Annotated in this window: 21 protein-coding genes; 13 read left to right on the top strand and 8 right to left on the bottom strand. The window is 43.7% G+C overall.

Annotated features, from left to right (window positions below; genetic code table 11):
- Positions 1-35: 35 nt before the first annotated feature.
- Positions 36-578, bottom strand: coding sequence for a spore coat protein GerQ (gene gerQ, locus QSJ46_RS03475; protein WP_034660388.1), 543 nt, complete (start codon positions 576-578; stop codon positions 36-38).
- 192 nt (positions 579-770) lie between these two features.
- Positions 771-1,436, bottom strand: a complete 666-nt coding sequence (locus QSJ46_RS03470) for a YIP1 family protein (protein WP_224929978.1) — start codon at positions 1,434-1,436, stop codon at positions 771-773.
- A 184-nt stretch (positions 1,437-1,620) separates the two neighbouring features.
- Between QSJ46_RS03470 and QSJ46_RS03465 the strand changes: the two genes are divergently transcribed.
- The 12 genes from QSJ46_RS03465 (at position 1,621) to QSJ46_RS03410 (ending at position 12,670) form a co-directional block, all read left to right on the top strand.
- Positions 1,621-2,391 carry a glycosyltransferase family 2 protein gene (locus QSJ46_RS03465; RefSeq protein ID WP_047203670.1) on the top strand — a complete coding sequence of 257 codons (771 nt, stop codon included), beginning with the start codon at positions 1,621-1,623 and terminating at the stop codon, positions 2,389-2,391.
- A 6-nt stretch (positions 2,392-2,397) separates the two neighbouring features.
- Positions 2,398-3,810 (top strand): capsular polysaccharide export protein, LipB/KpsS family, encoded by a 1,413-nt coding sequence (locus QSJ46_RS03460; RefSeq protein ID WP_285604284.1) that lies wholly within the window; start codon positions 2,398-2,400, stop codon positions 3,808-3,810.
- A gap of 21 nt (positions 3,811-3,831) precedes the next feature.
- Complete coding sequence (locus QSJ46_RS03455; RefSeq protein WP_212039589.1) at positions 3,832-5,010, top strand: DegT/DnrJ/EryC1/StrS family aminotransferase; 1,179 nt, start codon at positions 3,832-3,834, stop codon at positions 5,008-5,010.
- A complete protein-coding gene (locus QSJ46_RS03450; RefSeq protein WP_285604283.1) occupies positions 5,007-5,882 on the top strand; it encodes a GNAT family N-acetyltransferase in 876 nt (291 codons plus the stop codon). Before QSJ46_RS03455 ends, QSJ46_RS03450 begins: the two co-directional genes overlap by 4 nt.
- 1 nt (position 5,883) lies before the next feature.
- Positions 5,884-7,005, top strand: coding sequence for an N-acetylneuraminate synthase family protein (locus QSJ46_RS03445; RefSeq protein ID WP_107162893.1), 1,122 nt, complete (start codon positions 5,884-5,886; stop codon positions 7,003-7,005).
- On the top strand, positions 6,998-7,738 hold the full coding sequence (locus tag QSJ46_RS03440) for a cytidylyltransferase domain-containing protein (RefSeq protein ID WP_252049901.1): 741 nt from the start codon (positions 6,998-7,000) through the stop codon (positions 7,736-7,738). Before QSJ46_RS03445 ends, QSJ46_RS03440 begins: the two co-directional genes overlap by 8 nt.
- Positions 7,735-8,763, top strand: coding sequence for a PseG/SpsG family protein (locus QSJ46_RS03435; RefSeq protein ID WP_285604282.1), 1,029 nt, complete (start codon positions 7,735-7,737; stop codon positions 8,761-8,763). The genes QSJ46_RS03440 and QSJ46_RS03435 overlap by 4 nt, the downstream gene beginning before the upstream one ends.
- Positions 8,764-8,765: 2 nt before the next feature.
- On the top strand, positions 8,766-9,506 hold the full coding sequence (locus QSJ46_RS03430; protein WP_224929772.1) for a sugar phosphate nucleotidyltransferase: 741 nt from the start codon (positions 8,766-8,768) through the stop codon (positions 9,504-9,506).
- The gene (rfbB, locus tag QSJ46_RS03425) at positions 9,503-10,468 is read left to right on the top strand and encodes a dTDP-glucose 4,6-dehydratase (protein ID WP_285604281.1); all 966 of its coding nucleotides are present in this window, start codon (positions 9,503-9,505) and stop codon (positions 10,466-10,468) included. Before QSJ46_RS03430 ends, rfbB begins: the two co-directional genes overlap by 4 nt.
- Positions 10,469-10,471: 3 nt before the next feature.
- On the top strand, positions 10,472-11,326 hold the full coding sequence (gene rfbD / locus QSJ46_RS03420; protein WP_285604280.1) for a dTDP-4-dehydrorhamnose reductase: 855 nt from the start codon (positions 10,472-10,474) through the stop codon (positions 11,324-11,326).
- Positions 11,319-11,774 (top strand): dTDP-4-dehydrorhamnose 3,5-epimerase family protein, encoded by a 456-nt coding sequence (locus QSJ46_RS03415; protein ID WP_047203631.1) that lies wholly within the window; start codon positions 11,319-11,321, stop codon positions 11,772-11,774. Before rfbD ends, QSJ46_RS03415 begins: the two co-directional genes overlap by 8 nt.
- A gap of 104 nt (positions 11,775-11,878) precedes the next feature.
- Positions 11,879-12,670 (top strand): SDR family oxidoreductase, encoded by a 792-nt coding sequence (locus QSJ46_RS03410; protein ID WP_285604279.1) that lies wholly within the window; start codon positions 11,879-11,881, stop codon positions 12,668-12,670.
- A 14-nt stretch (positions 12,671-12,684) separates the two neighbouring features.
- On the opposite strand, the gene QSJ46_RS03405 is transcribed toward QSJ46_RS03410, so the two are convergent.
- From QSJ46_RS03405 to QSJ46_RS03380, 6 genes are all read right to left on the bottom strand, one after another.
- Positions 12,685-13,878, bottom strand: a complete 1,194-nt coding sequence (locus QSJ46_RS03405; RefSeq protein ID WP_285604278.1) for an aminotransferase class I/II-fold pyridoxal phosphate-dependent enzyme — start codon at positions 13,876-13,878, stop codon at positions 12,685-12,687.
- Between the two features lie 17 nt (positions 13,879-13,895).
- Positions 13,896-15,317 (bottom strand): alanine--anticapsin ligase, encoded by a 1,422-nt coding sequence (gene bacD / locus QSJ46_RS03400; RefSeq protein ID WP_212039596.1) that lies wholly within the window; start codon positions 15,315-15,317, stop codon positions 13,896-13,898.
- A gap of 15 nt (positions 15,318-15,332) precedes the next feature.
- Positions 15,333-16,094: a glucose 1-dehydrogenase gene (locus QSJ46_RS03395; RefSeq protein WP_285604277.1), complete on the bottom strand. Its 762-nt coding sequence runs from the start codon at positions 16,092-16,094 to the stop codon at positions 15,333-15,335.
- Positions 16,091-16,798: a 3-((4R)-4-hydroxycyclohexa-1,5-dien-1-yl)-2-oxopropanoate isomerase gene (gene bacB / locus QSJ46_RS03390; protein WP_285604276.1), complete on the bottom strand. Its 708-nt coding sequence runs from the start codon at positions 16,796-16,798 to the stop codon at positions 16,091-16,093. The genes QSJ46_RS03395 and bacB overlap by 4 nt, the downstream gene beginning before the upstream one ends.
- 1 nt (position 16,799) lies before the next feature.
- Complete coding sequence (locus QSJ46_RS03385) at positions 16,800-17,402, bottom strand: type 2 periplasmic-binding domain-containing protein (RefSeq protein WP_024423797.1); 603 nt, start codon at positions 17,400-17,402, stop codon at positions 16,800-16,802.
- A 148-nt stretch (positions 17,403-17,550) separates the two neighbouring features.
- Positions 17,551-18,783, bottom strand: a complete 1,233-nt coding sequence (locus tag QSJ46_RS03380) for an MFS transporter (RefSeq protein WP_285604275.1) — start codon at positions 18,781-18,783, stop codon at positions 17,551-17,553.
- 145 nt (positions 18,784-18,928) lie between these two features.
- On the opposite strand from QSJ46_RS03380, the gene QSJ46_RS03375 reads away from it, so the two are divergent.
- A complete protein-coding gene (locus QSJ46_RS03375) occupies positions 18,929-19,408 on the top strand; it encodes an Lrp/AsnC family transcriptional regulator (RefSeq protein ID WP_041087746.1) in 480 nt (159 codons plus the stop codon).
- The last annotated feature ends 5 nt before the right edge of the window (positions 19,409-19,413 follow it).

Genomic DNA, 19,413 nt, shown 5'->3' with positions numbered 1-19,413 from the left:
AGGGCACCTGTGCCTTGCTTTTGCCATGTATGACGTTATCTCGGAGAATATGTTGACATCGAATATGGATAGTCGTACTGAATTTCTCCATCAAACGTAATGTAATCAAGATAGATTGTTAATAGTAAGTATCGTGTTCCTGTTTTGTTATCACTAATGATAATGTGGTCACGTCCTGCAGCTTCAATGACGCCTCTAAAAATCTTCGAATTCCATTCCTTACTCGCCTCAAATGTCATATAAATCGTGGCTACCTTGCCGCGGTTCAATCGTAAAATATTTTCAATATAGGACTGCTCAATAGGCAGCTGTCCGGTGACATTTTGCTGATAGATCGGTCCAGAGGGAATTTGATATGGCTGACCGCCGCCTTGCGTTCCTTGGCCTCCTTGTGAAGTGCCGGTAGACGGCATTGGTGAAAACCCCTGCTGCATTTGACCTTGCATTTGACCCTGCGTTTGGGGAGGGACTGAATAACCCATCTGCTGCGCAGGATACGGATTTGCTCCATATTGTTGCTGGCGGAAATCTTGACCTTCGAAACCCGAACCTTGCCCAAATTGATTTTTCAATTTCATAACGTTCCTCCTCTTTCCTCATGGTGTTCTAAACAGAAGGCGTTTAGGCGCCTGTTGTTTCCATAGCATTCTTTCTCTCTTTCACACTATGAGACAGGAGGGGAGAATATGTACATTGAACGAAAAAAAGGAACTGCTCTACAGTTCCTAAAGTGGAGAAAAATCTTCGTATTCTATCGGTACTCGTCCTTTTTACATGATCCAGTTTACAGCGTGCTGGACATCAAATAAAAGTGTCACGATGAGAAAAAACGCGGCGGGCGGTGTGATCACAATGATGAAGGCTTGCCATAATCTGAGTTTCATCACAGCGACAATGCCTAAAACAGCCATTCCAAATATCCACGTCTTTGCATATACATCCGTAAGAGTCAAAAGATCGATATAATACCATACTTCATAATGCTGATCTAAATATGGTGTGATTTTAACAAACGTATACGGACCGAGCATCCCAACAGTGGAAATCCAAGTAAGTGCAAATAAAGCAGAAGGGAAAAAGACTGTCAGTGTGCAGGCCTTGAGTATATCTCGATACGCCGTTTGACAGCCGAAAAAGAGACGCCCTAACCATTTGATGATGAGGGCACCGAAAAATAGAATCATATTGCCTGCCAAAATACCATATCCCGCTCCTTGTAACAGAATAAAAGGGAATGGAATATGATTGCCCATATACTCGCTAAAATACCCTTCGTAGATCCAGCCTGTACCGGCGAAACTTGCAAGGAGCATCATCAGCCAAATTGGAATATTGGAATGTCGATATGAGCGAATAATCGTTTTTGTCGCGACGAAAATTTTAAAAAATCGAAAAAATCCTTTTACTTCCTCTTCTTGGGAGTGATCATTCTTCATAGCTTCCAATGTTCTTTACTCCTTTAATACACATAAATGATTACTTATATTACCAAAAATTTCGCGTTTTTCAAAGAAAGATCATTAAAAAAATCCAATTTTATAAAAAATAGGTCACTCTACAGTCTCTTTCAGAGGAGACACATATGATAAACATAGTTTGAAAGAGACCGAGGTGATAATTTTGACAAAAGTAACTGTCATTATGACGAGCTACAACAAGGCGGCTTACGTCGGCAGATCGATTGAAGCGGTCCTGCAGCAGACGCTGTCAGACTTTGAACTTTTTATCATGGATGATGGATCAAACGAAAAAACCCTTGCTGCTATTGAACCGTTTCGCAAAGATCCCCGCGTTCACTTTATCCAAAGCGGTGTCAAAACATTGGAAGAGAGAACAGCGAAAACTCGCTACGCCGTGCTGATTAATCAAGCATTAGAACTGGCAAAGGGCGAGTATATTTCCTATGCCACAGATGACAATGTCTACGCCCCGGACCGTTTAGAGAAGCTCACTCATTATCTAGATGCCCATCCAGGTAAAGATATTGTCTATTCTAGTTCTAAAGTTATCTATTTAAATAGCAAAAAAGAGCCAGTGAAGGAAATGATTCGGCCGGCGCAAACAGTGCAATGGAATGCTCCCTGCGCTATAGATCATTGCTCTGTCGTGCATCGTGCATCCATCTTATCAAAAATTCATGATGAATTTGGGTCCTACTGGGACGAGAGTCCGCATTTTTATCGAATAGGGGATGCCCGTTTCTTTTTTCGGCTAAATCATTTTTATCCGTTTTATCCCTTTGATGAAATATTAGATACAAATTACATCACAGAACAGTCGATTCATTATCAACTGGCAGCAGAAGAGAAAAGTGCCTTTATTCAAGCACTTCCCGAGCAGTCTACCTGCTGGGATCTCCGCAGCATATTAAAACAAAAATATGGGAGGTGACCTGAAATGTCGCACTATATTCATCATTATTGGCAGGTGTACTTTGAGTATGTGAATCTGATGAAAGATTTGTCCTACAAGGAAATTCCTCTTGGGTTGATCAGCAATTTTTATCAATATATCAGTCCTGAAGTGAGGGAACGCATGGAAGATGAAGCATTTGGTCAAGAACTGACAACCGATTGTCCATTACCGGAAGAGATTCAGCCATTTTTTGATCAGCATAAGCAGCAGATCAAGCGTATCGCTTATCGTCCGGCGAATGGAAAGGTATTGCTTCACTTTGAACACCTGCGTTTTACTGAACAAAATTACAAGCGGTTCCATCCAAACCAAACGGTGGTGCTCGCTCGCTGGAAGAAGGCAGATTATTTCGGAATACCTGTTATCAGTAAGCCGGAATTAACCGGAGAGGTTAATAAAGAAGCCCACGCTGAATATATTGAAAAAGCAAATGCTCTCCTTAAACCTTACGCTCACCACCCTGTCTTTGGCAATGTCTTTTTTAGAGAAAAATTGCGGAAGGACATTGTGCAATTTATTGATGTCATTGACCAGATAGAAGTGCTGTTTCAAATGCAGCCGATTACAGCTGTCATTGTTGGAACGACGGAGGATGCTTACAGCCGCGTACTCGCTTTGCAAACAGTGAAACGCCAGCTGACGAGTATCTGTCTTCAGCACGGCGCGCTTATGGGAGACGAAGCCTTTTTACCGATTTTCACGACTTGCCATGGGGTGTTTGGAAAGTATGAAAAGGACTGGTATGTAGACAAAGGCTGTCAGCCGGAACAGGTGGAAATCACAGGTCATCCGAGGTTTGATTTGGTGAAGGAGCGAACACCGCTTCAACAGGATCTTATTTTTCGTAAATTGAACTTCAGTCCGGCTAAAAAGACCGTGCTTGTGGCAACGCAGCCGTTTTCTGAAGCCTTCTATGGTGATGTTCTTAAAACGATTGCCAAACGGAAAGACATTCAGCTGGTCATGAAGCCGCATCCTTGGGAAATTGCTCGAAATCGATTAAACGACTATGTGTCTATTGAACGAGCGGGAAATCATGTGAAATTGATTAAAAAAGAAATTGACCTGTATGACCTGCTGCCATATGTGGATATCGTGATTACGCTCACATCAACAGTTGGTCTTGAAGCCATGCTTTTTGAAAAGAGTGTGCTGATCGGGAAAATGACAGAAGGCAGAAGATACCCATATTACGAGTCGCTTGGCAGCTATCATATGGAAAACCCTGTTGAACTAGCTGAGAAAGCCATTCGTATTTTGTCGGATGAACAAGAGATGAAGCTGGCAAAGCAGCAAGGAGCTCAGTTCATTAAACAACACTATCCTCATGCGCGATCTACCGATGTTCTGCTTTCTCTGCTCAAAACAAAAACTGGTGTGGATTTTCAGAGATGAAGATAGGGGTGTGCATGCGATATGGGAAAAAAGAGAGCACAATTTCTTCCTTATGCTCTGCCTTTCATTGAGCAGGAAGAAATCGATGAAGTCATCGGAACATTAAAGTCCGGCTGGCTGTCAACTGGACCAAAAGTAAGACAGTTTGAAGAAGAATTTCAGCAGCTGACCGGTGCAAAACATGCGATCGCAGTCAATTCATGTACGGCTGCTTTATTTTTAGCGTTAAAGGCAAGAGGGATTGGGGCTGGGGATGAGGTGATTACAACACCTCTGACATTCTGCGCAACAGCAAATACAATCATCCATACGGGAGCAGCGCCTGTATTTGTCGATATTGATCCAGCAACACTCAATCTGGATGCAGAGAAAATAGAAGCGGCCATAACACCACATACAAAAGCAATTGTCCCTGTTCACTTTGCTGGTCAATCGTGCGATATGGACCGGATTCTAGCGATTGCCAAAAAGTATGATCTATTTGTACTTGAAGATGCTGCCCATGCTCTTTACACAACGTACCATGGTCAGCCCGTTGGATCGATTGGTGATGCGACCGCTTTTAGCTTTTATGCAACGAAAAACCTAGCGACTGGTGAAGGCGGCATGCTGACAACAAATGATGATGCGCTTGCGGATCGAATTAGACGACTAGCGCTCCATGGGATGAGTAAGGGAGCGTGGAATCGTTATGGAGAAAAAGGAACGTGGTATTACGAGGTCGAGGAACCTGGTTATAAAATGAATATGTTTGACGTGCAGGCATCGTTAGGGCTTGTTCAGCTAAGCCGACTAGATGACATGCAGGTACGGAGAGAACAGATTGCGAAAGCATACAATCAGGCTTTTCAAAAAGAAGCGGGCCTGATTCTGCCGCCTGTGCATCAGGAAGGAAGACATGCATGGCATTTGTATGTACTGCAAGTAAATCCAAAAGAAGCATTCATCACGCGTGATGAACTGATTGATCAGCTGCAAACGGAATATAAAATCGGCACGAGTGTTCACTTTATCCCTGTTCACTTGCACCCATACTATCAACAAACGTATCACTATTCACCAGAGGATTTCCCTAAGTCACTCGCATACTACAAGCAGACGCTCTCACTGCCGCTCTATCCGAGTATGACAGATGAAGATGTGCAGGATGTTATCACAGCGGTGTTGTCTATTTTAAAAGAACAGAAGGCATCATCATGAAGGTCGTTCATTCCATCGATGATCAGGTGCTGGCGGCTTGGCTGGAGAAATACGGCCAACAAGCGGAACAAATGAACGCCTTCAAGCAGTTTGCTCTTGTTAATGGCGCCCAGCTCAAAGCGGTCCTGTTATATGAATGGTCAAAATGGGAAAGCGGCATTTTTGATCAGCATATTTTTCATGTGAAGTTTATAGAAGCGGAGTCAGCGTCAGCTTTTCAAGAATTGATGGAGCGTTTCATCAATTGGATGAGAACAGAAAAATGCGATTTTTTCTTTTTACGTCTTGAAGCGTCTGATCTTGAAAAAAACCGCATCGTCCAAAGGCTGGCACATGTGTACTATGTAGGCGGTCTCACTCGTCTTGAGGCGCCCCCTGTTCAAATGGAAATAACATCAACAGGTGAAGATGTGGTCATCAGTCTTCCGGATGAAAAGGAATACGATGAGGCGGTGTCACTTGCTCATCAGGCTTTTGGGAAAAGCCGGTATGCACTTGATGCTTTTCTAGATCAGAATGTCGTCCAGCATTTCTTTCAGGAATGGATGAGAAACAATCTACTCGGACGTGCAGATATCAATCTCGCGGCAAAGGTGAACGGTGAAGTCATTGGATTGATTCAAGGTGTAACAAAGGGCGATGAACTAGTGCTTGATTTATTGTCCATTAGACCGGATGTACAAGGAAAAGGGATCGGAAAAAAGCTGGTTATGGCGATGATAAAAGCCTCGTATGAGAGAGGGCACCGGTTTATGTCTGCCGGTACTCAAATGCATAACACAACCGCGATTCAGCTTTACGAAAAGCTGGGCTTTAGAACAAAAAATGCCTTCTTGTATTACCATGTGTGGCCGAAAAAAGGAGAGAGGTAAGATGGCGCATTTCTATATCGGAGATCGCAAAGTGGGGGATGGTGCGCCTGTCTTTATCATTGCAGAGGCAGGCATTAACCATGATGGAAAGCTGGATCAGGCACTTGCTTTAATTGATGTGGCAAAAGAAGCAGGTGCCGATGCGGTGAAGTTTCAAATGTTTCAAGCTGATCGGATGTATCAAAAGGAACCGGGTTTGTATGAAACAGCCAAGGGAGAAGAGGTGTCCATTTTTTCTTTAGTAGAAAAAATGGAGCTGCCGCCAGAATGGCTCCCGGTGTTATTGTCACGCTGCGCGGAAAAAGGGCTGATTTTTTTAAGCACAGTGTGTGACGAAGAATCTGCGGATCTGTTGAATCAGACTGATCCGCCGGCTTTCAAACTAGCATCCTATGAAATCAATCATTTGCCGCTTATGCGTCACACGGCATCTTTTCAAAAGCCCATTATTTTCTCAACAGCCGGGGCAACCATTTCAGATGTCCATGAAGCATATGAGGCGATTACAAGCGAACAAAATCAGCAGGTCGCTATCATGCATTGCGTAGCAAAGTATCCAGCACCTAGAGCTTACACGAACCTGCGAGTGCTTCAAACATTAGCTGCGGCATTTCCCGATGCAGTCATTGGCTTTTCTGATCATAGTGAGCATCCGACTGATGCGCCAGTGGCCGCTGTGAAGCTTGGTGCAGCAATCATTGAAAAGCATTTTACAGTAGATAAAACGTTACCTGGGGCTGATCATTCCTTTGCTCTTGATCCTGATGAATTGAAGGAAATGGTTCAGCATATTCGAGCGGCAGAAAAGCAGCGGCATCTAAAAGAAGCTGACACTCATTCAGTGCCAGAAGAGCTCCTTGGCAGTTCTTATAAAACGACAACAGCTATTGAAGGCAAGATTCGTGAATTTGCGTATCGAGGCATTTTTACGACAAAAGGCATTGCGAAGGGCGAGGCATTGACCGCAGAAAATCTAGCCGTGTTACGTCCAGGCCAAAAAAGCCAAGGTCTGCATCCGCGGTATATGTCTATTTTACTTGGCGCAAAGGCTGTCAGAGATATCCCAGCCCATACAGGGGTTTCGTGGAAAGATGTACTCACGCAGGAGACGCCAAATGATTAATGATGTCCTCTTTGTCATACAGGCGAGAATGGGCTCAACAAGGCTGCCCAAAAAGGTGATGAAACCGATCGGCGGTATGGCGCTGATCGACCTGATTGTTGAACGAGTAAAGCAATCAGATCATTACAATCACAAAACGCAGAACCTCATGATCGCCACAACAATTGAGGCAGAAGATGATCTGCTGGCTCATTATTGTCTCTCAAAGGGATATAAAGTATTTCGTGGCAGTGAGACAGATGTATTGCAGCGATTTGCACAGATTGTCCGTCATTTTGAACCGCAAATCATTGTGCGTTTAACAGGAGATAACCCATTTATAGATCCGGCCCTTTTGTCGAAAATGCTTGAAAAACATAGACAAGAGAAGGCTGATTACACGTATACGACTGGCACACCACTCGGTATTTCCGGGGAAATGATCGACGCACAGATTTTAAGTGAAATCGACAATTTTCCCCTTACGCAGCCAGAGCGTGAGCATGTCACGCTCTATATCAGAAAGCATCCTGAGCAATTTCATCTGCAATTATTCACACCGCCCAAAGAACTTGCATATCCTGCTTATCGATTCACGATTGATACAGAAGAAGATTATGAGTTTGCGACCCGTTTACTAGAGAGAGCTGGCGGATCCATTAATGTGCCTACGGCTGAACTCATCACCATTTGCGAACAAGATCCTGATATTGTTCGATTGAATCAATTTGTGAAACAGAAGGATGCTGAATGAACAAGAAAATCATGATTGTTGTGTATGGCGGGTTTTTAAGAGGAATGGGGCATGTTGTCAGAATGAAACGGCTGGCAAATCAACTGCTTCAAGAAGGAAACGACTTATATTTCTATACAAATGAACAGATCTGTGTAGAAATGATCTCAGGTCCAAATTGGCACGTTCATTTGGTGCAGGAGTCGAAGGCATTCCTTCAGATGGAAAAGGACATAAAAGAGCTGAATCCTGATCTTTTGCTGATTGATGTACTTGATTGTGACCTCCAATTTCTTCGATCGATCAAAGCGTCCTCCGGCTCTGCAAAGCTAGTTTTATTCGAAGAAAATAGAGCAGAAGCCTGTCAGCTTGCCGATGCTGTCGTGAACGGCATTTATGGCGGTCTGGACGAAAAGCACATGCAAGTAGATGGGACAGCATATTTTGATGGAACACCTTATTTATTGTTAGATCAAGAGATAAGCCGATTAAAAGACACATACGAGGTTCGAAAAGAATGCAAAAAGGTGGTCATCAGCCTTGGAGGCAGTGACCCACGCGGATTGTTATCAAAGGCTGTATCAGCACTTCTCGAAGCTGATCACCTACACATTTTAGCAGTTACAGGAAAAGCCTCCCGCATTGAAGAACAAATAGAGGCTGAGCATATTCAATTCATTCGTCATACAGATCAATTACCTGCGCGTCTCTCGGAAGCCGATCTGGCAATAGTGGCTGGCGGGATGACGTTATACGAGGCAGTTTGTATCGGAGTGCCCAGCATTGTCCTTTCACAAGTAGACCACCAAGCAGTGACAGCCGCTCGTTTTGCGCAAAAGGGAGCCTGTCACCATCTTGGATTAGGTGAACTTGTGGATGAAAAAGATATTCGGCGTGCTGTGGAAAGACTGTCCGGCAGCTATTTTCTCCGCAGGAGCATTCATCTCAATGGACGGACACTCATAGATGGAAAAGGAACTGAACGAGTGAAAAACATTCTTATACACCTCATGAATCATCACCAAAAAGAACATAAGGATGTGTAGATGTGAAGGGAGTTATTTTAGCAGGAGGAAAGGGATCACGACTGGCGCCTTTAACGAAGATTTTCAATAAACATTTATTGCCGGTTGGTCCATATCCAATGATTTATTGGTCATTGTTCAAATTGAAGGAAGCAGGGATTTTAGATGTGATGGTCATATCACAAGAAGAACAAATCCCGCTGTTTCAAAAGCTGCTTGAAAGCGATCAGGAACTGGGGTTGAACATCGTATATCAGGTACAGCCTGAAGCGTCTGGTATATCAGACGGTTTATCCTATGCAAAGCCCTTTGTAGAAGGGGAGAAGTTTGTGCTGATGCTTGGTGATAATGTATTTGAGGATTCACTAAACCCTTTTGTTGAAGCCTTTCAGCAGCAAGAAAGAGGAGCCAAGGTTTTGTTGAAAGAAGTGGCAGATCCAAAGCGGTTTGGCATTGCAGAAATTGATGCCACGCGCCAACGGATTTTATCAATAGAGGAAAAACCGGAGTATCCGCGCTCATCTTACTGCGTTACGGGCATCTATTTTTATGACCAGGAAGTCTTTCAATATATTGAGAGAATCTCACCGTCAGATCGAGGCGAATTAGAGATTACAGACGTGAACAATCTGTATATCTCAAATAGTCAGCTGACCTATGATATGTTAAAAGGGTGGTGGATTGATGCAGGAACACATGAATCTCTCCACCAAGCATCTGCGAAAATGTTTGAAACGATGAAGAAAAAAGAGGGATCCGAATGACGAAGTCTTATTTAATTACAGGCGGAGCGGGTTTTATCGGACTGAATTTTGTGAAGTTGCTGCTTCAGGATGCAGATGTCCGGCTCACCGTTTTTGATAAATTAACGTATGCCAGCCATCCAGAGGAGATGGATGAATTATTAAAGTTGTCTCATTTTCGTTTTATTCAAGGGGATATCACCCTTCAGCATGAGCTGGATCAAGCATTTGACGAAGTCTATGATGCCATCATTCATTTTGCGGCAGAATCGCATGTTGATCGCAGCATTGAATCAGCAGAGCCTTTTATTCAAACAAATGTCCTCGGAACGTATCGTATGCTTGAAGCGGTCTTAAAAGGAAAAGCGAAAAAGCTCATTCATATTTCAACAGACGAAGTATATGGAGATTTGGAGCCAGATGATCCTGCTTTCACAGAACAAACACCACTTTCACCGAATAATCCTTATTCAGCAAGCAAGGCGAGTTCAGACCTGCTTGTGAAATCCTATATCCACACTCACCAATTACCCGCGATGATTACACGATGCAGCAACAATTACGGACCGTATCAGCATGAGGAAAAATTAATCCCGACCATTATTAGAAAAGCAGTCAATGGAGAAAACATCCCAATTTATGGAGACGGTCAGCAAATTCGCGATTGGCTGTATGTAGAGGACCATGCGAGAGCTGTGAAGCAGGTGCTAGAAAATGGCACAGCGGGGCAGGTATACAATATTGGCGGCGGCAATGAGAAAACAAATCTCGATTTGACCAAAACGATTTTATCGCAGCTCGGAATCAGTCATGATCAAATTGTGTTTATTCAAGATCGAAAAGGACATGACAGACGGTATGCCATTGATGCCAGTAAGCTAAAAGGCGAGCTCGGCTGGACGCAGGAGACGTCATTTGAAGAAGGTATCGAAAAAACGATCAATTGGTATCGAGCCAAATACGATCAGAGCGAAGAAGGGTGACGGATGAAAGTTTTAATCACCGGTGCAGGCGGCCAATTAGGGAAAGAATTGAGCAGGCAGCTCAAGGAAAAAGACATGACCGTCATTGCCTTAACGAGGAACATGCTCAATATCGCAGACCAGCAAGCAGTCAGGCATGCGATGAGACACTATCAGCCTGATATTGTTGTCAGTGCAGCAGCCTATACATCTGTTGATCAATGTGAAACAGAAACCGAAAAGGCGTATCTTGTGAATGGTATTGGCGCCTACTATACAACATTAGAAGCAAAGCGCGCAGGGGCTGATGTGTTACATGTCAGTACAGATTATGTGTTTGACGGGCAGGCGGACACCCCTTACCAAGTCGATGCACAAGCAGATCCTCAAACCATTTATGGAAAGAGTAAAAAGCTTGGTGAGGAATTGATTCAGCTTGTATCAGACGAAGTGAAAATCATTCGTACCTCGTGGCTTTACGGACATGAGGGGCATAACTTTGTGAATACCATTCTTCGGCTCGCTGAAACGAAGGATCATTTACGCATTGTGAACGATCAAATAGGGTCTCCTACTTATACAAAGGATGTAGCTGAGGCTCTGATTCATTTGTTTGATCAGAAGGCAGGCGTGTACCATGTCAGTAACCGAGAAAGCTGTTCCTGGTTTGATTTTGCGTCAGAAATTGTGATGAAAAGCGGCTTGTCCGCCACAATTGAGCCTATTACCACGGAAGAGTACGGCTTCCAAACGCCACGCCCGGCCTATTCTGTCTTAGATCTTCAAGCGATTGAAGCCACAGGCTGGCAGCCGAGGCATTGGAAGGATGCACTTCACGAATACTTGCAGAAAGAAGGGAGATGGCATCAGCATGATTGATGGTGTTGAAACGAAAAAACTCATGAAACATTGTGATGACCGCGGCTTTTTTGCAGAGCTCATTCGAGATGATGAACCGATGCTGAAACGCTTTGGGCAGGCGTCATGGTCGAAAAGCTTTCCAGGCGTGATCAAAGCCTTTCATTATCATGAAAAACAAGACGACGTTTGGTTCTTCCCCGCAGGTCATGCACAGGTCGTGTTATATGATTTGCGTGAGGACTCTCCCACAAAGGGGCAAACCGATGTGTATTATATGGGAGAAGACAATCCGATGCTGCTTCTCATCCCAAAGGGTGTCGCACATGGCTACCGTGTATTAGGTGAGACGCCGCTGCAAATTGTGTATTTCACAACAGAATCGTATGACCCGAAAAACCCAGATGAAAAGCGAATTGCCTGGAATGACGAAATGATCGGGTTTGATTGGGAAACGACATTTAAATAGAGAACGAGGGGCCTTTCGCAGGAGAAAGGTCTTTTTTTGTTGAAATACATTCTATATGTGTCATTTTATGTATATGTACGAAACCGATAAGAAAAGGGATGTGGATGATTTTGTCTAAAAGAATTGCATTTGTAACAGGAGCAAGTACAGGAATTGGAAAGGCCATTGCCATAAAGCTTGCCGCTCAAGACCATGTAAAGGTCATCATCAATTCTAGAAATCAATCCTCACTAGAAGAAGCGCAGCAGCACATTGGGCGTATGGCAGAAACAAAGGAGCCGGTGGCTCTTTTCTGTGGCGACATGTCAGATGAAGGGGTGAGGGCTGAGGCTTTTACGGAAATAGAAAAAGAGTTTGGCAGACTGGATGTGTTGATTAATAACATTCCGGGGGGAAAGCCAGATACCTTTGATTCGTGTGAGAGCGAGCAGATGATGGCAGCATTTTCTCAAAAAGCCATTGCGTACATTGATACGATGAAGCGTGCAGCAGAGATGATGAAACGACATGAGTATGGCCGGATCATTCAAATTGTCGGGAACCTATGGAAGGAACCCGGTGACCAAATGTTTACGAACAGTATGATGAATGCAGCGATTATCAATGCTAGTAAAAATGCTGCCACACAGCTTGCATCTTCAGGGATCACAGTGAATTGTTTAAACCCGGGATTTATTGCTACAGATCGGTATGAACAATTTATCGGAAACATGATGCGTAAACAGGCATTATCGCGGGAAGAAGCTGTACAGGCTGTAGCGTCAGGAATTCCAATGCAACGAGTGGGCTCAGCGAGTGAAATGGCTTCATTGGCCGCTTTTATCGCATCAGAGGAAGCTTCCTATCTTACAGGACAACAAATATCTGTCGATGGTGGAGCGATGAAAAGTATATAGCATCAAAAAAACCGCTATATGCGGTTTTTTTGATTAAAGCGAATCGGAAGAATGCGAAGCCGGTCGATAAACAGGGCAAGCTGTTCTATTGGAGCAACCATTGAGATGCGGACATGACGTTTTCCATGTGCTCCAAACACACCCCCAGGCGTGACAACGACATCAGTATGTTCGAGTAAATAGTCTGCAAATGCATGAGAATGTTCAAACTCATCAGGGATTGGAGCCCATAAATAAAAGGCGCTAGCTGGATGTTCGATGGACCATCCTAGCTGCTTTTCTGCCTGACGGATGAAGAAGTGAATTCGTTCAAGGTAGACCTCTTTTAATGATTGAATGTGACGGTCATCACTTTGTAAGGCGACGGTTGCGGCTTGTTGAAATCCTCCATACATACTGACAAACACATGATCTTGGAAGGCGTTAATTGCTTGGATGATGTCCTCATTACCTACAGAAAAAGCGACTCTCCACCCTGCCATATTAAATGTTTTGGATAGAGAATATAATTCTACTCCTACACTTTTTCCAAGAGGAGCATTCAGAAAGCTTACTGGTTTTTGCTCATAATGAAATGAACCATAGGCAAAATCATGAATGACATGTAGTCCGTGAGCCGATGCGAAATCAGCAGCCTCTTCAAAAAATGCATCATTTGCCACAGCACCTGTTGGGTTATTCGGATAATTTAAGAAAAGAACCTTTGCCTTTTTGAGCACCTCCGGATCAATTGAAGAGAGATTCGGCAAATAGCCATTTTTCGATTCAAGTTTGATGCAGTAGGGCTTTGCGTCTGCCATCAAGATCCCAGAATGATATTCTGGGTATCCTGGATCGGGGACGAGGGCAATGTCCCCGGGGTCAAGCAGACACTGACTCATGACATAAAGGCCTGTTTTCCCCCCATTGAAAAGGGCCACTTCTTTCTGTGGGTCTATCTCAGTGCCGAACTCCTTTTTGTAGAAATCTGCAATGGCTTGCTTGAAAAAGTCGAAGCCTCTAAAAGGTGCATACTGCTGAAATTGCAAAGTGCCTGCTGCCTCTTGAAGGGCGCTTACGATATGTGCAGGAGTCGGAAGATCAGGATTTCCCTGCCCAAGGTTTATGATGTTCGCCCCGTTTTGTGCTTTATGTGCAATTTTCTCAAAGACGGTTCCAAATTTCTGTTCTGGCAGCCGTTCAATCACGTTAGATGGTAAGATCTTCACCACATTACCCTCTCTTTCTATCCCTTCACTAATTCATCCATTAACTGAATGGCAGCTTGCTTCTGTAAGTTGCGGATGGATGCGGCAACATCCTGTGAGGATGACCCTTTTAATTCAAGCGACACGATGCCATTAAAGGCTTCGAATAAAGAGAGATCCACAAAGGTGCCTTTAGATGGGACGGTTTCACTGATGATCACAGTATCTCCAACTAAAGCATCCTGCGGAATATGGACATGATCAATGGTGATATGTGTGGCATCTGCCGGTATGTGCCCGCTTTCTTTGAAATGCTGAGGGTACAAATGGCAGTCTGCTATATAATGCGTATGTCCAGAAAGCAGCTCTTTTGGCAGCTCCGCTTTTTTTCCATCGACTAATACATCGATCAGCAACTTGGCCATATCCACCCCAAACACTTTTTTGATATTCGGAATCATATTCCAGCCAGCAAATCTAGCTGCGGATTCGATCAGTCCCGTTTCTCGATTTTTCATGAGCTTGATCTCTGTATGGGTCGCACAGTTTTCAAGGCCCAGCCCTTCATTTGCCTTCTTTGCTGCCTCAATGATGATTTGCTGGGCTTCATTGTCTAGTATCGAGGGAGTAATATGAGCCGTTTCTGTAAAACCGATTTGAGGGGTCTTGTCATGTATGACAAAAGGGATATATTCTCCCTCTACGACTAATCCTTCTACACTGACATAATCAGAATAGCCATCCTCTTGATACCAATCCTCGTAAGCACCCTCTAAGTACGTTTCAGCGACAAATGGTGCTTCAAATGTCACAGCGTTTGGGACGGGAATGGTTTGCAAGTAGGATTGTACGTTTAAAAAGAGATCATCACTGCCCGCTCTGTCATGAAAAAGGGTCACGCCAATCGAGCTTGCTAAATATGTAGGCTTTAAAATAAGCGGTGTTCCGATATGTTCAATAGCTTGCTGGAAATCAGCTAAAGTGGTGACAGGCTGAGTTTTCACCGCTTTGACACCCGCAGCGTTGAATGCAGCTCTCATTTGGCTTTTATCACGCGCCATTTCAGCTGCCTTTACCCCAGCGCCGCGCAGCCCCAGCCGCTCGGCGGCTTTTGCCATTGGTGCAATAAATAATTCATTATTGGTGGTGATGGCATCAGCTTTGAAAAAGGAAGCCACACGGACTAGGTCATCCACCACCTCTTCCTCTGATTTCAAATAATCATCATGTGCCCAGTAAATAGAATCAGGGTGTTCAAAAGAAGGGTGTGTCTCAAAATAATCGCGGTCTTTGATGACGGCAATGGAGTATTTTTCTATTAGTTCAGCGTGACCCTTTGTAATGGCAAAGGGTCTAGGGATATAAGAAACGATATGATAAGATGCCGCCACGCTTTCATAAAACATATGGGGCGGGCATCCTCCTAAGTCAGCAATGACAAGTACGGTTTTTTTACTCAATGAAAGCACTCCTTTTTATCTAGCGGTGTAACCGCCATCTGCTGTGACAACACTTCCAGTCATATAGCTGGATAGATCAGAGGCGAGAAACAGCATCACGCCCGCAATTTCTTCAGGTTTTCCGAGACGAAGCAAGGGATTCACCTTTGCTTTTTCCTTTTTGACAAACTCAAGACTTTCTGAATGATTGTCTAAAAAGGATTTTTCATTTAATGGCGTATCAATGATGCCTGGGGCGATACAATTCACCCTGATTTGATGAGCGGCATAGTCGATCGCCATCGATTTGGTGAGCTGGATGACACCGCCCTTTGTTGCGTTGTATGCAGGAATGTCAGGCCAGCCAACGAGACCTCCGACAGATCCAGTATTAATAATACTCCCGCTTTTCTTCTCAAGCATATGCGGCAATGTATGCTTACTCATAAGAAATACACCCGTCAGGTTGACCTGTAGAATATGGTTCCAATCCTTCAGTGACATCTCGTGAATAGGTGAGACAATTTCGATGCCTGCATTGTTAATCAACACATCAATTGTCCCGAATTGGCTCAGCACGGACTGAACGGTTTTTTGACAGTCAGACTCATTCGTAATATCTGTTTTGAAAAAAGCAGCATGTTCATGAGGCAATGACTCAATGAGTTGTTTGCCGCTCTGTTCATTGATGTCAGCTACTGCTACTTTTGCTCCGTGCTCAAGGAAAAGCTTGACCGCGGCAAGCCCAATCCCTGATGCACCTCCTGTAATGAGGACGACTTTTCCGGCAATGTTCATTTCTTCACCTTAGACGCTTTTGGCTTTAAACGGTTATAGCGTGGAGGGAAGAAGAGATTAATAGACTTTGATGTTTCTGGCTTTGGATTAATGGCGCCGTGATCTTCTTTTGGATCACAGAAGTAGGTCGTGCCAAATTCCATCTTCTCTGTAAAGCCTTCAATCGTCATATCGTAACCACCGCTAATGCAAATCCCGATTTGTTCATTACGGTGCTTATGAAAAGGCATTTCCCCGCCATTCCCCGGAATGTTGGCAATCATAAGCTCCATCCAGTCCTCCACAAAAAAGGTCACTTCCATGCCAGGAAGCAAATCACGCGTTTTGAAAATGTCTAAGAAATAAGTAGGAGGAGCCGTATATTCCTCGCCATCTTTTAATCTTTTAATATCAATGGCGATCACTTCTTCATCTGTCAAATTCGATGCGCCGTGAGGAACGAATGGTGGTGCAATATAGGCTGATTCTAATGTGGTGAGCACTTGGGTCGATTGGCCGACCGTCATTTGAAGCTCGCCTTTTAATACGATACCGATTTGTGCTTCCGGATGCTCGTGAGGTTCGATGATCGTGTGAGGAGGGACGTATGAAATTAACACTTCCGTATCGCCTCTGACAGTAGAATATTGGATGACACCATTATCCCATTCTCGTTTTTTCGCTTGAGGAAAATATAATTCTTGCACCTTTTGTTCAGTCGTCATGTTACATCTCTCCTTTTCCGAATATAGACCAGCTCATAGGAATGCTTTTAAATGTTCGAATGAAGGTGAGGCCGTATGTAGCTCTAGCCACCTCATTGGTTAAAGCGAAATCAAATTCGCCGTCTCTTACTTTTTGTGCGGCTGTACTTGTAGAATTGACAAGCTCAAATTCAGCATTTTGATGAATAAAATATTGAATCAAATTCACAGGTGCAGGATGAGAAACAATTTTTAAATGGTGAAGCATTTGTTCTTGAAAGGGGAAATCTGGTCTGACAGCCAAACCATACATGGGCGTGTCACATCTGAATATTTGTAAAAGCTGCAGGTCAGGTCTCATGTAGAAGTGTTTAATTCCTTCGTATGCGTGTGGAACGAGAGTGTATTGGAGTGCGTTAGAGAGAGTATGTTCAATGCAAGTTTCGAATGTGTCGTAAAGGGATAGTTTCGTATGAGTGCCGAGTGTAGTGGTGGAATGAGAGATGAAATGTTTTGCTGCATATTCACTGCTTGTCCCCTTAGGGCCTAATGTATTGACTGTAAACATCTTAGGTGAAACGATGGGCTCCTCTTTGAAATGAAAAACATCATTCTTTAAGATCATGTTTACCATCCAATCTTTTCAAATTTTTACTAGATTATAAAAAATAAAATTGGTAATTGTCAACAAAATTTATAAAAAATGTATTTTATGATGATATTAAAAATTGATCTAAAAAACTGCACATATCGAGATGTGCAGTGAAATGAGCTCACGTTTCAAAGGTATTTTTATGTTTCTGCTGTAAGGTTTTTTCACGTTTATAGCTGATGAAGCTGATGAGAAAACCAACGAGCGTAATGAGTGCACATACAAGTCCTACCGTATGATAGCCGAAATGGACATAAACAGGTCCCATCAAAGCGGACCCAAGCATAACGGCTAGATTGGAAGCAAGGCTGTAAAAAGCCATCACTTTGCCTCGTTGTGTTTGGGAGCAGTCGCTCAGGACGGTGCTCAAAAGCGTGACGGATAAACTTTGCATGGCACCCCAAATAAATAAAGCGAAAATGAGCAATGTCCATGAGAACGGGGCATAAGGAAGTAAGGCAAGAACGAGCGCAATGCCGCCCAGCACAAAGAAAAGAGACCGTGTTTTGCCAAACCAATCTGCTAATTTCCCGGTAAATATACTCATGGAAAAACCAACGCCATAAGCCATGATCAGAAGTCCAGCTGTTGATTGCCCTCCGGAAAACAAACTTTGTAGGTAAGCTCCTAAAAATGAATACATACCATAAAATCCAAGCATGTTACAAAATGTCACGGTCAAATAGGCAGGGACACGATCGATTTTCAAAGCCCCCCATAAAGAACCTGATTTCTCCCTAGCTTGAGGTGCCTTCGGATGAGCTGTGGCGACTTGTTTTCTAGATTCAAGGATGACGAGCAGCAGGACAACGAGACTCATCATGGCGAAAATCCAAAATGTCCATCGCCAGTTCAAACTTTGACCGATAAAAGCGCCAATGGGCACACCAAGGACAAGAGAAAGAGACCAGCTCGATACAATGAGTCCCATCACTTTGCCGCGATATTCATATGGAACCCGGTCCCCCACAAGAGCATAGGCTGTTGGCACAAATACACCAGTCGCCAGCCCAGAAATAGCACGGCCGGCAAAAAACATGGCCAAATTTGGGGCAGCAGCACACATCACTGTTCCAATCAAAAAGAAAGACAGCCCAATTATCAAACACAGCTCTCTTGAATACCGGTCCCCTAAAGGAACGAGAAGCGGAGCTCCAACCAGCACAGCTAACCCATAAATGCTGATGGAAAGAGCGAGAACATCAAGAGAGTGCTGAAAGGAGTTTGATAAATCAGGCAGCAGTGGTGAAATCACCAGTTCCTCCGATCCCGCCGCAAAAACGCCAAGTGTGAGTGCGATGGCAAGTGTGATGGGAAATGTTTTAGAAGCCTGGCTGTCTAAAGATTCTTTCATCAAGTGATCCCTCCATACTTGCTTTTTCATTCAATTCCGTTAAAATAAATTCTACCATTATTTAGTTTTATTTTACATTTCGCATCATAAGTATTATCATCAAATACTTTTCAAATGGAACGATTTTTGGATAGGAGAGGTACGAATGAAAATCACCGATGTTGATGTGCATATTTTAAATGAATTGAGAGAAGATGCCCGCTTATCCATGAGGGAATTGTCCAAACGAGTGAATTTATCAGCACCTGCGGTAGCAGAAAGAGTGCGTAAATTAGAGGACGCAGGGATTATCGAAGGGTATTCTGTTCAGGTCAATTATAAAAAATTAGGGCTTCTGATTGACTGCCTGCTGGAAGTTACGGTGTTAAATGGGGAGTATCAGCGTTTTGTGGCTTTTATGAACGAGCACCCACGCGCTTTTTTTGCTTATCGAGTGGCAGGACAGTCTTGCTTTTTCATTAAGCTGTCAGTTTCGTCTCTTGAAGAAATTGAAGCCTTTATTCAAGAAGTGTCTGGATTTACAAAAACCGTCTCCCATATTGTCTTGTCAGAGCACTCTTTTTCCCATCCCATTCAGGAACGCTTAAAACAAATAGAAGAGCCAGAAATGACCGTGGTGAAATAAAAAAG

It is taken from the genome of Bacillus sp. YKCMOAS1, assembly GCF_030268125.1.
Lineage (GTDB): Bacteria > Bacillota > Bacilli > Bacillales > Bacillaceae > Bacillus > Bacillus safensis.
This window is presented reverse-complemented; position numbering and strand designations above follow the sequence as displayed.

Coding starts and splice junctions, on each gene's coding strand:
- QSJ46_RS03415 (WP_047203631.1), top strand. CDS start 11,319: ATGATTGATGGTGTTGAAACGAAAAAACTCATGAAACATTGTGATGAC.
- QSJ46_RS03470 (WP_224929978.1), bottom strand. CDS start 1,436: ATGAAGAATGATCACTCCCAAGAAGAGGAAGTAAAAGGATTTTTTCGA.
- QSJ46_RS03410 (WP_285604279.1), top strand. CDS start 11,879: ATGATTTTGTCTAAAAGAATTGCATTTGTAACAGGAGCAAGTACAGGA.
- QSJ46_RS03375 (WP_041087746.1), top strand. CDS start 18,929: ATGAAAATCACCGATGTTGATGTGCATATTTTAAATGAATTGAGAGAA.
- QSJ46_RS03450 (WP_285604283.1), top strand. CDS start 5,007: ATGAAGGTCGTTCATTCCATCGATGATCAGGTGCTGGCGGCTTGGCTG.
- bacB (WP_285604276.1), bottom strand. CDS start 16,798: ATGACGACTGAACAAAAGGTGCAAGAATTATATTTTCCTCAAGCGAAA.
- QSJ46_RS03440 (WP_252049901.1), top strand. CDS start 6,998: ATGATTAATGATGTCCTCTTTGTCATACAGGCGAGAATGGGCTCAACA.
- QSJ46_RS03460 (WP_285604284.1), top strand. CDS start 2,398: ATGTCGCACTATATTCATCATTATTGGCAGGTGTACTTTGAGTATGTG.
- QSJ46_RS03380 (WP_285604275.1), bottom strand. CDS start 18,783: ATGAAAGAATCTTTAGACAGCCAGGCTTCTAAAACATTTCCCATCACA.
- rfbB (WP_285604281.1), top strand. CDS start 9,503: ATGACGAAGTCTTATTTAATTACAGGCGGAGCGGGTTTTATCGGACTG.
- rfbD (WP_285604280.1), top strand. CDS start 10,472: ATGAAAGTTTTAATCACCGGTGCAGGCGGCCAATTAGGGAAAGAATTG.
- QSJ46_RS03435 (WP_285604282.1), top strand. CDS start 7,735: ATGAACAAGAAAATCATGATTGTTGTGTATGGCGGGTTTTTAAGAGGA.
- QSJ46_RS03385 (WP_024423797.1), bottom strand. CDS start 17,402: ATGATCTTAAAGAATGATGTTTTTCATTTCAAAGAGGAGCCCATCGTT.
- QSJ46_RS03395 (WP_285604277.1), bottom strand. CDS start 16,094: ATGAACATTGCCGGAAAAGTCGTCCTCATTACAGGAGGTGCATCAGGG.
- QSJ46_RS03445 (WP_107162893.1), top strand. CDS start 5,884: ATGGCGCATTTCTATATCGGAGATCGCAAAGTGGGGGATGGTGCGCCT.
- QSJ46_RS03455 (WP_212039589.1), top strand. CDS start 3,832: ATGGGAAAAAAGAGAGCACAATTTCTTCCTTATGCTCTGCCTTTCATT.
- gerQ (WP_034660388.1), bottom strand. CDS start 578: ATGAAATTGAAAAATCAATTTGGGCAAGGTTCGGGTTTCGAAGGTCAA.